The following is a 13,801-nucleotide window of genomic DNA, read 5'->3' on the forward strand; positions in this document are numbered from 1 at the left end:
ATACTTTGGTATTTTGACTAGATTGAGAATGAATTCAGTTAGTTTATTTTTTTAATTCTATTCTCATTATAGTCGTTTTTGAAACCATTGCCAAATGATTTGATTTGTAATTTATTATTTTCTTTGTTGGATAAAATTAAGCATATTAGTCGAGTAAAGGAGCTCAACCTTTCGACATTCTTCAATATTTTTTGAACCAGTTAAAACAAATAATTTATTCAAATCTTGTTTCCATTGTTCAATAACTTCTTCTACTTTTTCAGGCCCTGTTTGCATAAGATTTTTCAAGATAAAACCAGCAGAACTTGACAAATCAGCCCCTAAAATTAAAGATTTAAAAATCTCTTGAGCCGAAGTAATTCCACCTGTTGCAATCAAACTTTTTCTATTATCAGCCATTTTAGCTTCTAAAAGACTCTCAAGCGTTGACAAACCAAATTCATCCAAGTTAAAACCATTTTTACTCCGTTTACGTTCAATCCAAGCAAAATTAGTTCCGCCAGCTCCCCCAATATTTATTCCTGAGACAGCTGTTTTTGCGAGTGCTTTAAAGGTTTTTTGTGAAATTCCAAAACCGACCTCTTTGACAATGACTGGAACTTCTAATTGACTTGCAATTTCATTAATGTTTTCTAACCAATAAAATTCACGGTCTCCTTCATCCATTGGCAATTCTTGCGCTGTATTGACATGGATTTCTAACGCATTTGCCTCAATCATATCCACCGCTCGCTTGGCATTTTCTAGAGAATGACCTGCGCCGATATTGGCAAAAAGAAAACCAGAAGAGTGTATTTTACGAACTTCACTGAAACCAGCAGCTAGTTCTGGAAATTTCAAAGCAATCGATTGAGAACCGACCGCCATAGCTAAATGCTGATTCTTCGCAATTTCTGCTAATTGACGGTTGATTTTATCTGCTCGCTCTGTTCCACCAGTCATAGCTTCAATATAAAAAGGAAATTCAAAATTCTGTCCAAATACTTCTGATGAAAAGTTGATTTTTTCAGTAGATAATTCTGGCAAACTATTAGGAATGATTCGACTATCAGAAAAAGTCAGGCCCGAGGTCTGATTTTTTTCTTCACGCCAATATTTATAAGCTAACGATATGTGTTCATCTTTGCGATGTTGATGGATTTCTTTTTCAGTTTTCATCAGTTATTTCTCAATTCATTAAAATCTAACTCTGCTTTTTTTAGCAGACTTATCTCAGTTATTTTTTTGAGCAACCTTAAATTTTTCAAGATTGATTCCATATTCCGATAATTTATTTTGGACTTCAGCAATAGCTTGGGTATTTTGAGCAAATAAAATAATATTCTCCCCAAAACCAGCCCCAGAGATTTTAGCAGCAAATTCAGGATAGCTATTGAGTAAGTTTAAAGCAATAGCTAATTCTTTAGTCATATAGCCTTCTGGAATATTCTCCAAAAGCAAAAGTTGATTTTCTGATAACTTTTCTTTGAATAAAGCAAAATCTTGAATGTCAATCGCCGTTGCCAATTCAATGACCAGCTCATTTGAAGCTTGATAAAATTCATCAGAAAGCTTTATTTTTATTTTTTCACTCGTTTTTGCCGCTTTTCCTGTTTGAACCACATAAGTTGCCCAAGGAATTTCGAGAGGTATGACTCGCTTATGATTTTGATAAAAAACAGAACCACCATACATAATAGCAGCAATATCGCCCATTGAACCTGAGCCTTGAACTTCAAAATGCGTTTTTGCGGCAATTTCAAAACGTTTTTCAAGTGACAACTGCAAATCAAAAAACTGATTGACTGCATTAACTAGACCACAAACGACTGAAGCACTTGAGCCGTAGCCTTTTTTATTTTCACCAAAGCCTAAATCACTGACAATCTCAAGATAAATTTCTGGAGATGAAGATAAAATTTTACTGACAGATTTTTTTTCAAAGCTGTCAGCAGCTGACAAAGTATTTTTTAAAGCTGTCAGTGCAAAATTCCACGGATTTTCTTTAGTAAATTCAATTTTAGACAAAGAAAATTCAAAATCAGACAGTCCAACATTTGTTTTGAAAATTGATTTCCCTGTAGTAGCTGAAATTCTTACTTCAAAATTTGTTTCAATTGTTGTGATAAGGGCGAGATTTCCTTCTTTTGTGACTGAATATTCCCCCGCAAAAAAAAGTTTTCCTGGCACTTTGATTGTCATTTTCTTCTCAGAGATATTCATAAGCGCCCCCAGCACGTGCGATATCAAAAGTTAATTCTGGAAATTCCGCTTGTAATTTAGCTAAGAGAATTTTTTCAGTCGCGTGGTCAGTAATAATTTTGACGTTTGGACCGGCATCAATAGTCACAAAAGCAAGAAATCCTGATTGATAAGCCTGATTCACAAAGTCAATCACGCGTCTTGTTTCTTGCGTGAAATAATCAAAAGGTTGGTTAGAAAGACGATTTTGTTCATGCATGCCTAATGCATTATCCTGAGCAATTAGACCAACTTTTTCAATATCAGCATTTAAAATGGCCTGCTTCATTTCTTCCAGTTGAATGGCTGATTTTTCGACCCAAGCACTGTAAGTTGGTGCAGTTTGTGCCAATTGCATGCCCTTAGTTGACGACATTTTTTTCTTTTCAGCAGAGATTTCGGCAACAATCATTGAAAGACCAATATCTTCGTTGTAAAAAGATTCCGCAAAGGAAGATTGATGATTTTCTCCTTTATTCCAAACTGAAAAATTTCCAAAAATTGACCGAGAAGCTGACCCTGAACCGCGTCTAGCTATTCGTGACATTTCTGAATCATCTTTTTCTAAATCTAAAAGCCCAAACATAGCAGCTGTCAGAGCAGCAAAACTTGAAGCACTTGAAGCCAAACCAGCAGCTGTTGGCACATGATTTTCTGATTGAATCATTACTTTAGGGAAATTTCCATATTGTCCACGCATCATTTCCAAAAATTGACTGACACGGCTGCTATCTGCCACTTCAGAATTCAAAATCAAGGAATCAGACTCATTGTCAGTAAATTCAACAGAGGTTGTTGTATAAAATGGCTCCAGAGTCATTGACAAAGAAGAGGTTGTTGGAATATTTAGAGCGATATCTGCTTTTCCCCAATATTTAATCAAGGCGATATTTGTATGCGCCCTTGCAGTAACAATATTTTTCATGAAACTATTATATCAAAAATTTGATTCTTTCTTCTCTCCTATCATTTCAATAAGTTATTTTTTACACTAAAAAATACATTTTTTCAGACTAAATGATGAATTTACAGCCAAAAGAGAAACAAAAACTTGATTTTCAAGAGGAAATTTTATAAAATTGTCAGGTACGTTTTTGTATTCATAATTATGATATTGGAAAAAGTTTATCGAATTTTTCCTTCGATAAGACTTTAATTTAACCAAAATATGCTAATTTGCAGTTCACATTTTCAAAATGAGAAACTAATCTAGCAGGAGAATTGTTAATAATGACTATCAATAAAATGGGGACGGGAATTGCCCATTCCAAACTAATCTTAATTGGAGAACATTCCGTTGTATATGGTCAGCCAGCAATTGCCTTACCTGTAACAATTCTTAAAACTACAGTGACAATTACCTCATCAAAATATGGCCAATACATTGAAAATAACGAATTTCGTAGAAGACTTGATTTAATGGGAGATGAATTTGAAGGAATTCGTCAACTCATTATGCGCTTACTCTCTAAATTTCATTCATCAAAAATGCCATTCTCTTTAGAAATTGATTCAAATATTCCTCAAGGACGTGGCTTGGGAGCTTCTGCTTCATTGGCAACTGCCATTATCAGAGCTTTTTATGATTTCTTTGATGCTGAACTTCCGCAAAAAGATTTACTCTTTTATGCCAACTTTTCAGAAAATATTACTCACGGAAAATCTTCTGGAATTGATGTGGCAACTGTAAATTCTGAACACCCTTTGTGGTTTATTAAAGACAGCACAATTGAACCCTTTGAACTCAATCTTCATGGTTTTATCGTGATTGGCGATACTGGTGTTCACGGCTTTACAAGTCAAGCCATCAATATTGTTCGCGAAAAACTTGTTGAAGAAAAAGAAAAAACACAAGATTCAATTAATCATTTAGGTCAATTAGCGACCGATTCAAAAGATTTTTTGATGACAGACAAACTCAAAGAATTTGGTCATGTCATGAATAAAGCTCACGAAAGATTATCTGATTTGGGAGTTTCTCATCCACGTCTAGATAATTTAGTCGAAACTGCTCGTAAAAATGGTGCACTTGGTGCTAAATTAACTGGTTCAGGGCTAGGTGGTGTCATGGTTGCTCTTGCTGAAAATGAAAAAGATGCTATTCGTATCAGTCAACGTCTTCTAAAAAATGGCGCTAAAAATACTTGGATTTACTCTTTTTAAGATGGTTGATGACCATCTTTTTTTGTTATAATGAATCTATCAATTTGCACTAAGGATAACTTATGGAAAATCAATACGAAATTCTTCAATCACTCATCGAAAAAATGGAAATTGTTACTGTTGGCTCGGCTGTCAGTAAAACAAAGCTAAATCGTAAAGAAATCATTGATTTTGTACGTTCACAACATTCTTTAAGAATTTTTGATGAGGAAAATCAAAAATGGATTAACGAAAATGTTGACGGACACTGTTAAATTTTACTGACAGAAATTTTAATCAATCAAAAATATAAAAAAGTTACTGACAGACTGCCTGTCAGTAACTTTTTACTTATAAGTCATGAAATTCTGCATATAATTCTTGACGATTTAGACCTCGTTCTTTAGCAATTTGTTTAATGGCAACATTGGGTTTTATATTTTGTTCAACTAAAACTTTAACTGCTTCGAGCGCTGTCAATTCTGGCTCTTGAACTTCTTGAGCCACTTCATCCGCTCCTGAAATAATAATTAGACATTCCCCTTTTATTGGTTGGTCCGTTAAAGATTCTAAAACCTCTGAAATCTTACCACGACGATATTCTTCATAAATCTTCGTTAATTCGCGAACTAAAACAACTTCTCTATCCCCATAAATTTCCTGCATGTTAGCCAAAGTATCCCCAACTCTAAAAGGACTTTCATAGAAAATTTGTGTTTCTGGATAAGAAAGCTTGCTTTTCAAGAACTTTTGCTGCTCCCCTTTTTTTCTAGGAAGGAAACCATAAAAAATATGAGGTTGAGGAACTAATCCTGAGGCAATCAAGGCAGTAATTCCTGCTGAGGCACCAGGAAGAGCGATAACATCAATTCCTTCATCAATTGCAGCTAAAACTAAATCATGACCTGGGTCAGAAATTGAAGGCATTCCAGCATCAGAAACCTGTGCAATAGATTGTCCTTTTTTCAAAAAATCAATTAATTTAGGAATTTTTTCTTGGGAATTATGTTCATGAAACGACTCTTGCGAAACTTTAATTTCAAAATGATTTAAAAGACGCAAAGTATTTCGCGTATCTTCTGAACAAATCAAATCTACAGTTTTCAAAGTTTCAAGAGAACGTAGAGTCATATCTTGCATATTGCCAATTGGTGTTGGAACCAAATAAAGACTTCCAGCAGTTTTTAGGCCTTTAAATGACCGTTGAATACTAAATTTATTTTCCATCAGCGATACAAAAGCTCCAAACAATCTAAACAAGATTCCCCTTCAGCCAATCGTTCTGCATAATGCAGATGACAAACATGGAAACCTTCATTAAAAATTTGAATCAAGTTAGGATTTGGCTGGTCTTTAGGCGTTTCTTTTTTAACTTCTTTTTTCTCAAATTCTGCCAAACGGTCACGCAATTTTTCTAATTCCATGCGTAAGGTTGCATTTTCAGTCATTGATGATTCAAGCACTTGGCGAATTCCTGAAATTTGCGTTAATGTGGTATTTAATGTATTTTCAAGTTCGCCCAGTTGGTCGAAAACATCATATTTATCAGCCATGATTCACCTCAATTTCTGCAAGTTCAAAATCCTTGCTATATTCTCCAAAGCGGATTTTTACTCTATTTTTTAAAACATTTAAGCCAACAACTTTTCCTTTTCCTTCTGAAGTAGTTACAAACTCACCAAAATCTGGGAAAAGTTGTTGGGCTTCTTTATAAAAACTATCTTCATAAGTTAAACAGCACATCAAACGACCGCAAAGACCGTTCAATTTATTTTGTTTCAAAGATAGATTTTGATTTTTGGCCATTTTGATTGAAACATTTGGAAATTCATAAACAAACTCAGAACAGCACAAAGGACGCCCACAAGGTCCAAGTCCACCATGAATTTTCGCCGCATCTCTTGGCCCAATTTGGCGAAGTTCAATCCTAATTCTAAAAGTTGTTGCCAACTCACGCAAAAGCAATCGAAAATCAACACGATTCTCTGCCGTAAATGAAATAAAAAGTTGCATTTGGTCAAAATTATAAGCAACATCAATAATTTTCATTTCCAAACCTTGTTCAATGACAAGTTGGCGAACTTTATCTTTGGCTTTTTTAGAACGTTGTTCAAGTTTTGCAATAACTTGGAGATCATCCTCATTTACTTCACGCACAATCGTGTGGTGAATTTCAAGATTAGCTTCTTCAGAAATTTCACGTACAATTTTTCCGTAAAAGTTTCCCTTATCTGAACGAAGGATAACTTCTGTTTGTGGAGCATGTTCTATATCACTTATTGCAAATACATTTGATTCGCCATGTGCAAATTTTATTTCATAAATCATAATATTCTCCTGATATAAGATTTTTCAATCAAAGGATAAGTTTGACAAGTTTCATAAAACAATAAAGGTTAAACTTGACTCAAATCGGACATTGCTTTTCCACATTTTTATTGCCTGAAATGTTTTTAAAAGTTCCTGACTCATTCTTTCTTGATTAAAAAGTTGTAATAAAAGTTCAAACGCTTGATTTTGTTTTTCTTTGTCATCAAAAATTTCGACTAATTCTTTCAAATACAAGAATGCCTCGTCAGCAGATGTTTTTAAAAGTTTTACAAATTGTTGAAGTCTTTGAAGTCCTTCGTTAAACCAGCTCTGCTGAGCTAATTCTAATGCTTTGTCAGTCGAATTACAGATTTCCGCAAGAAGTTCTGCTTGTGTTTTTAAAATACCATTCTTTTCCAAAAAATCTTGTAAGTATTGAACGTTTTTTTGAAAATTAATAATTTGTGTCCGTGATTTTATTGTTTGTAAAATCATATTTTCATTGTCTGTCAATAAAAAAACAACAATTTCTGTTTCTGGTTCTTCAATTGATTTCAATAGAGCATTTGCTGCATTAGGATGCATTTTTTCAGCTTCCTTAATTAAAAGCACTTGTTGATTTCCCTCATAACCAGATTCATTGAAAACCTGTATCAGCTCCCGAATTTGTGCTGTTTTAATCGTTTGTCCATCAGGTTCAACGATATGTAAGTCGGTAAATTCTTGTTGTGCAACAAGACGACAGGAACGACAATGACCACAAGGCAAAGCATTTTCAGGATTCTCACAAAATAAGGCTTGACTCAGCCAGATTGCTAATTCAAAAGAACCAAATCCCCCTGAAAATAAATAAGCATGACTTAATTTTCCATGTTGCAAAATCGTTGAGAACTGCTTATAAAGTTGAGGCTGAATATCTTTTATTTCCACAAGAAACCTTTCTAAATATTTACCAAATCTAGTCTAAATAACAAAATAAAAAAAACTATTTAACATCCTCATTTTTTGAAAAATGTAAGTATTTTTTAGCATTCTTAATTTTGCTGACAGATTAAATTGTCTTTAAAATTCACTGACAAATCTTTTTTTGAAAACGGAAAGTGTGTCAGCTACCACTTTTTCTAAAGGTTGACTTGCATCTATTTTTACAAAACGCTCAGGTTCTTTTGCAACAATCTCCAAATAACCTTCACGAACTTTACGATGCATCTCAGCTCTTTCCAAATCTAAACGATTTACCTCATCAGCTCGATTTTTCATAATTCGCTCAAGGGCAACATCCGTATCAACATCAAAATAAAGCGTCAAATCAGGCTTCAAACCATCTGTTGCAAAATAATTAAGCCAATCAACAACTTCGACACCCAAATCACGGCCGTATCCCTGATAGGCGACAGATGAATCAATAAATCGGTCAACAATAACAACTTTACCTGCTTGTAAAGCTGGCAACATTTTTTCTTGCATATGTAAACGGCGCGCCGCCGCAAAAAGCATTAACTCAGTTTTAGAATCAATCTCTGTATTCTTTGGATCAAGAATAATTTGGCGAATTTCTTCCGCTACTCGAACACCACCTGGTTCACGAGTTGGGACAATTTCACGCTTCATTTTTTGGATTTCAGGTAAAATTTCTTTTAAAACCGTTGTTTTTCCTGCTCCATCGGGTCCCTCAAGGGAAATTAAAATTCCATTCATAGCCTCTATTATACCAAAAAAACAAACATTTTATCTTTTTTCTAAAAATAATAGGGTCTCTTTTTGCGTAATTTTACTAAAAATTGTATAATATAACTGAAACAGCTTACTTGATTTGTTAATTCAAATAAATACGAGTAACATTCAATAAAAAATTTTCCACTTGAAAGGACAACTATGAAAAAAATTCTTGTTGTTGATGATGAAAAACCAATCTCAGATATCGTAAAATTTAATTTAACCAAAGAAGGTTTTGAAGTCTTTACAGCTTTTGATGGTGAAGAAGCTCTTGAAACATTTAAAGAAGTACAACCTGACCTTATTTTACTTGATTTGATGTTACCTAAACTTGATGGTCTTGATGTTGCACGTGAAATCCGTAAAACTTCTGATACTCCAATTATTATGGTGTCAGCTAAAGATAGTGAATTTGACAAAGTAATTGGTCTTGAACTTGGTGCTGATGATTATGTCACAAAACCATTCTCAAACCGTGAACTATTAGCTCGTATTAAAGCAAACTTGCGTCGTATCAATGTCGCGCCTGCTGAATCTACTGACAATGTCAAGAAAGAATTGATTATCGGAAACCTCCGTATCAATCCAGCACACTATGCGGCTTATAAAAATGATAAACAACTCGACCTTACACACCGTGAGTTTGAATTGCTTTACTACCTTGCTCAACACCTTGGCGAAGTGATCACTCGTGAAAACCTTTTGGAAACCGTTTGGGGTTATGACTACTTTGGAGATGTTCGTACAGTTGACGTTACTGTTCGTCGTTTACGTGAAAAAGTTGAAGATACTCCAAGCCGTCCACAATACGTTTCAACACGCCGCGGGGTTGGCTACTACATGAGCAACCCACATGATTAAATTTTTTAATTCAATGATTTTTAAAGGAGTAGTTGCCCACCTACTTCTTTTTGTCATCCTTTTTATGAGCAGTTTTGATTACAATTTTGCTCATTTAAGTACTTTTATTGGTTATTACTTATTTTCACTCGTCTTTGTTTTAGTCTTTCTCAATCAGCAACATCGCATGATTGTGAATGTTTCTAAACAGATGAATGACATAAAAAATGGCTATTTAAATCGTGATAAAATCCCAAAAGGGACAAGTGAAATCAATGAATTATATGATGAAATTTTAAAACTCGGTGAAGATATTGTTCGCACACAGAACAATCTTGAAAATCAGCGTAATCAATTAGATAGTATTCTCGCATATATGGTTGATGGCGTCATTGCCACCGATCGGCGTGGAAATATTATTATGGCCAATAAATCAGCTTTGCACTATTTGAATACAGATAATGATCTCTTGATGCAAAAAAATATTGTTGAAGTTTTAAAAATTACTGACCAATATAATTTTTATGATTTATTAGAAAAAGAACCTGAAATAACTATTGAGACACATGATTCTGGGAATGAATCCATTTCGCTCCACATTAAATTTGCCCTCTTTCGTCGTGAATCTGGTTTCATCTCAGGAATTATTGCCGTCTTACATGATATGACTGAACAAGACAAGGCCGAACGAGAGCGCCGTCTCTTTGTTTCCAATGTTTCTCATGAACTCCGAACTCCGCTCACCTCAGTAAAAGCCTACTTGGAAGCACTAGAAGACGGAGCCATTGAGGATAAAGAAACAGCTTCATCCTTTATTAATGTTTCACTTACTGAAACTAATCGGATGATTCGAATGATTTCCGACCTTTTGACTTTATCAAGAATGGATCAAGACCGAATCGTTCTTAATAAAGAAATGATTAATTTAATTGCCTTCTTAGACTATCAAATTAACCGTTTAGACCAAATTTTAGAAACCGAATCAAACGATTTAATCTCTTCTAATTTCACTCTAGTCAGAAAATACTCTGAACAGCCCATCTGGGTCGAAATTGATACCGATAAAATTGCTCAAGTCATTGACAATATCATCGGAAATGCAATTAAGTATTCACCTAAAGGTGGAACTATTACAATTTCCGTTGAAAAACGTGAAAGTGATGTTCTAATCTCCATCAGTGACCAAGGAATGGGGATTCCAAAATCTGATTTACTTAAGATTTTTGACCGTTTCTACCGAGTTGATAATGCTTCAAGAAATTCAAAAGTTGGGGGGACAGGTTTAGGCCTTTCCATTGTCCATGATATTGTTAAAATACATGGCGGAACAATTTTTGCAAGCTCCGAAGGAGAAGGAAAAGGAACGACCTTTAGTTTCACTCTTCCATATTCTTTAGAAGCCGCAGATGACTGGGATGATGGTACTGATGAGTTTGAATTTGAGGATAATGAATAATTTCCCCTAAAAAGAGTCCATACATATTTGTGGACTCATTTTTTGAATAAACCTAGACTTTTAACACAAAAAACTCTCTTAAGCTAATGAATTACCTGATAAATTTATTTTCAAATAAAATATAAAAGCTCATGGCAATCCCACTATTTTTCTGCTACAATAGACTGTATGACTGAACAAAATGGCTTTAAATATTCCATTTTAGCCTCTGGTTCAACAGGAAATTCTTTTTACTTAGAAACTCCAAAGAAAAAAATTCTTGTTGATGCCGGACTATCTGGAAAAAAAATAGAAAGTTTACTATCAGAAATTGACCGTGACATTCATGATATTGATGCTTTATTAATTACCCATGAACATAGTGACCATATCAAAGGGATTGGTGTTTTAGCAAGAAAATATGGTATTGACCTTTATGCAAATGAAGATACTTGGTCTGAACTAGATAGTAAAAATGCTTTAGGAAAAATCCCTGTTGAACAAAAACATCTGTTTGAAATGGGAAAAACAATGACTTTTGGTGATATTGATATTGAATCTTTCGGCGTGAGTCACGATGCTATCGCACCACAGTTTTATCGTTTCATGAAAGATAACAAAAGTTTTGTTATGCTAACTGATACAGGTTATGTATCCGATAGAATGCGTGGAACCATTGAAAATGCAGATGCTTATCTTATGGAATCAAACCATGACATTGAGATACTCCGCATGGGAGCTTATCCTTGGCGGACAAAGCAACGTATCCTAAGTGACCAAGGCCACTTATCTAATGAGGACGGCGCTGAGGCTGCTTTTAGTATTCACGGTAATAAGACAAAACGAATCTTTCTAGGGCACTTGAGTTTAAATAATAATATCAAAGAACTTGCTCATCTTACTATGGATGGTTACTTACAGCAACATGATGTCGATACCAAAAAGGACCTGAAGATCCTTGATACTAGTCACGAACATGCTAGTCAACTTTACGATATTTAGTTACTCAACAGCAAATAAAAAAAGAACCCTAAGGGTTCTTTTTTTATTACATCATACCACCCATTCCCATGCTAGGGTCCATTGGAGGCATAGCTGGAGCAGCTGGTTCTGGCTTATTAGCAACTACTGCTTCAGTAGTCAAAATTAAACCAGCAACAGAAGCCGCGTTTTGCAAAGCTGAACGAGTTACTTTTGCGGGGTCAACAATCCCTTCTTCAATCATATTAACCCATTGACCAGTTGCAGCATTGAATCCTGTACCTACTTCTTCTGAACGAAGTTTATCAATGATAACTGAACCTTCATATCCTGCATTGGCAGCAATTTGACGAACTGGTTCTTCAAGAGCACGGCGAACAATGTTAATACCTGTTTGAATATCTCCTTCTTCTGAAAGTTTATCCAAAGCAGCAATAGCATTAACAAGTGCTGTACCACCACCAGAAACAATACCTTCCTCAACGGCTGCACGTGTTGCATTAAGTGCATCTTCAATCAAGAGTTTCATTGCTTTGAGCTCTGTTTCAGTTGCAGCACCAACTTTAACAACTGCAACACCACCAGCTAATTTTGCAAGACGTTCTTGTAATTTTTCACGGTCAAAATCAGAAGTTGTTTTTTCAATTTGCGCTTTAATAATAGCTACACGATCAGAAATAGCATCAGCAGAACCAGCACCTTCAACAATTGTTGTGTGGTCTTTATCCACAGTTGCTTTAGCTGCTTGTCCTAAAGCTTCAAGAGTAGCATCTTTAAGATCAAGACCAAGTTCTTCAGTAATTACTGTACCACCTGTCAAGATAGCCAAATCTTCCAATTGAGCTTTACGACGATCACCAAATCCTGGTGCTTTTACAGCTACAACATTGAAGACACCTTTAATCTTATTAAGAACAAGCGTTGGCAATGCTTCTCCATCAACATCATCAGCTACAATAAGAAGTGGACGATTTGTTTTCAAGATTTGTTCAAGGAGCGGTAAAATTTCTTGAATGTTTGAGATTTTTTTGTCGGTAATAAGAATATAAGGATTATCTAATTCAGCAACCATTTTTTCTGTATTAGAAACCATATATTGACTCAAATATCCACGGTCAAATTGCATTCCTTCAACAACATCGAGTTCAGTTTGCATCCCTTTTGATTCTTCAATGGTGATAACCCCGTCAGAACCTACACGTTCCATTGCATCAGAAATATACTCACCCACTTTTTCACTACGTGATGAAACGGTAGCTACTTGCGCAATTGCTGATTTATCGTGGACAGGAATTGCCATCTCTTTAATTGACGAAACAGCTGTTTCAGCAGCAAGTTCAATTCCTCGGCGAATACCAACTGGATTTGCACCTGCGGTAACATTTTTTAAACCTTCACGAACGATAGCTTGTGTCAAAACTGTCGCTGTTGTTGTACCGTCACCTGCGATATCATTTGTTTTTGAAGCAACTTCTGAAACAAGTTTAGCTCCCATATTTTCAAAATGATCTTCAAGTTCAATCTCTTTGGCAATCGTTACACCATCGTTTGTAATTAAAGGTGATCCATATGATTTTTCAAGAACAACATTGCGACCTTTTGGTCCAAGGGTTGTTTTTACTGTATCAGCAAGAATATCAATCCCACGCATCATCGCTGTTCTAGCATCACTTGAAAATTTAATATCTTTTGACATTTTAGCTCCTTTTTAAGAATATATTTTTAATTTTATAGATTTTAAGATAGACAAAAGACAACCAAAAAAATGATTGCTTTTATAATTTTACTCTACAATTGCAAGAAGGTCTGAATCTTTGAGAATCAAGAATTCCTCACCATCCATTTTTACGGTCGTTCCAGCAAATTTTTCAAAAATTACTGTGTCCCCTACTTTTACGAGTGGAGAAATCAGTGTTCCATGATGATTTGTTTTCCCTTCACCGACGGCAACAACTTCAGCTGTTTGAGGTTTTTCTTGGGAAGCGCTTGTTAACACAATTCCACCCATTGATTTTTCCTCTTCTTCTTTTACACGTAAAACTACGCGATTCTCTAAAGGTTTCAACATTATATTTTCCTCCATTTTTTATTTTTTAGCACTCTTATTAAACGAGTGCTAACATATTCTTATTTTATCTCAATGGTCAGATTTAGTCA

At 34.9% G+C, this 13,801-nt stretch carries 15 protein-coding genes; 5 read left to right on the top strand and 10 right to left on the bottom strand.

Going from position 1 to position 13,801, the window contains the following annotated elements; genetic code table 11:
• Positions 1-114: 114 nt before the first annotated feature.
• From fni to mvaD, 3 genes are read right to left on the bottom strand one after another with little or no spacing between them, the layout of a single operon-like run.
• Complete coding sequence (gene fni / locus AB6B24_RS04990) at positions 115-1,158, bottom strand: type 2 isopentenyl-diphosphate Delta-isomerase (protein ID WP_311802104.1); 1,044 nt, start codon at positions 1,156-1,158, stop codon at positions 115-117.
• 54 nt (positions 1,159-1,212) lie between these two features.
• Positions 1,213-2,202: a mevalonate kinase gene (locus AB6B24_RS04995; RefSeq protein ID WP_311803991.1), complete on the bottom strand. Its 990-nt coding sequence runs from the start codon at positions 2,200-2,202 to the stop codon at positions 1,213-1,215.
• Entirely contained in the window at positions 2,189-3,145 is a 957-nt protein-coding gene (mvaD, locus tag AB6B24_RS05000) for a diphosphomevalonate decarboxylase (RefSeq protein WP_311803990.1), read from the bottom strand. The genes AB6B24_RS04995 and mvaD overlap by 14 nt, the downstream gene beginning before the upstream one ends.
• Before the next feature lie 305 nt (positions 3,146-3,450).
• On the opposite strand from mvaD, the gene mvk reads away from it, so the two are divergent.
• Entirely contained in the window at positions 3,451-4,383 is a 933-nt protein-coding gene (gene mvk / locus AB6B24_RS05005; protein WP_003131564.1) for a mevalonate kinase, read from the top strand.
• Positions 4,384-4,445: 62 nt separating this feature from the next.
• Positions 4,446-4,637, top strand: coding sequence for a hypothetical protein (locus AB6B24_RS05010; RefSeq protein ID WP_003131566.1), 192 nt, complete (start codon positions 4,446-4,448; stop codon positions 4,635-4,637).
• Between the two features lie 76 nt (positions 4,638-4,713).
• On the opposite strand, the gene rsmI is transcribed toward AB6B24_RS05010, so the two are convergent.
• From rsmI to tmk, 5 genes are all read right to left on the bottom strand, one after another.
• Positions 4,714-5,589, bottom strand: a complete 876-nt coding sequence (gene rsmI, locus AB6B24_RS05015; RefSeq protein ID WP_311803988.1) for a 16S rRNA (cytidine(1402)-2'-O)-methyltransferase — start codon at positions 5,587-5,589, stop codon at positions 4,714-4,716.
• Positions 5,589-5,915, bottom strand: a complete 327-nt coding sequence (gene yabA, locus AB6B24_RS05020) for a DNA replication initiation control protein YabA (protein WP_003131570.1) — start codon at positions 5,913-5,915, stop codon at positions 5,589-5,591. The genes rsmI and yabA overlap by 1 nt, the downstream gene beginning before the upstream one ends.
• Positions 5,908-6,690 carry a stage 0 sporulation family protein gene (locus tag AB6B24_RS05025; RefSeq protein ID WP_311802107.1) on the bottom strand — a complete coding sequence of 261 codons (783 nt, stop codon included), beginning with the start codon at positions 6,688-6,690 and terminating at the stop codon, positions 5,908-5,910. Before AB6B24_RS05025 ends, yabA begins: the two co-directional genes overlap by 8 nt.
• A 51-nt stretch (positions 6,691-6,741) precedes the next feature.
• Entirely contained in the window at positions 6,742-7,602 is an 861-nt protein-coding gene (locus AB6B24_RS05030; RefSeq protein WP_195935752.1) for a DNA polymerase III subunit delta', read from the bottom strand.
• A 132-nt stretch (positions 7,603-7,734) separates the two neighbouring features.
• The gene (gene tmk, locus AB6B24_RS05035) at positions 7,735-8,370 is read right to left on the bottom strand and encodes a dTMP kinase (RefSeq protein WP_311803986.1); all 636 of its coding nucleotides are present in this window, start codon (positions 8,368-8,370) and stop codon (positions 7,735-7,737) included.
• 177 nt (positions 8,371-8,547) lie between these two features.
• Between tmk and yycF the strand changes: the two genes are divergently transcribed.
• From yycF to AB6B24_RS05050, 3 genes are all read left to right on the top strand, one after another.
• Positions 8,548-9,249, top strand: a complete 702-nt coding sequence (gene yycF, locus AB6B24_RS05040; protein ID WP_021464268.1) for a response regulator YycF — start codon at positions 8,548-8,550, stop codon at positions 9,247-9,249.
• The gene (locus AB6B24_RS05045; RefSeq protein ID WP_010905315.1) at positions 9,242-10,684 is read left to right on the top strand and encodes a cell wall metabolism sensor histidine kinase WalK; all 1,443 of its coding nucleotides are present in this window, start codon (positions 9,242-9,244) and stop codon (positions 10,682-10,684) included. Before yycF ends, AB6B24_RS05045 begins: the two co-directional genes overlap by 8 nt.
• A 168-nt stretch (positions 10,685-10,852) precedes the next feature.
• Complete coding sequence (locus AB6B24_RS05050; RefSeq protein WP_003131583.1) at positions 10,853-11,665, top strand: MBL fold metallo-hydrolase; 813 nt, start codon at positions 10,853-10,855, stop codon at positions 11,663-11,665.
• A gap of 46 nt (positions 11,666-11,711) precedes the next feature.
• Here the strand turns inward: AB6B24_RS05050 and groL are convergent, their stop codons facing one another.
• Together groL and groES are read right to left on the bottom strand one after the other, a co-directional pair.
• Positions 11,712-13,340: a chaperonin GroEL gene (gene groL / locus AB6B24_RS05055; RefSeq protein WP_058206244.1), complete on the bottom strand. Its 1,629-nt coding sequence runs from the start codon at positions 13,338-13,340 to the stop codon at positions 11,712-11,714.
• Between the two features lie 87 nt (positions 13,341-13,427).
• Positions 13,428-13,712, bottom strand: a complete 285-nt coding sequence (groES, locus tag AB6B24_RS05060; RefSeq protein WP_003131589.1) for a co-chaperone GroES — start codon at positions 13,710-13,712, stop codon at positions 13,428-13,430.
• Positions 13,713-13,801 lie beyond the last annotated feature (89 nt).

The organism is Lactococcus sp. AK05, from assembly GCF_041026685.1.
In the GTDB taxonomy this organism is placed as follows: domain Bacteria; phylum Bacillota; class Bacilli; order Lactobacillales; family Streptococcaceae; genus Lactococcus; species Lactococcus lactis.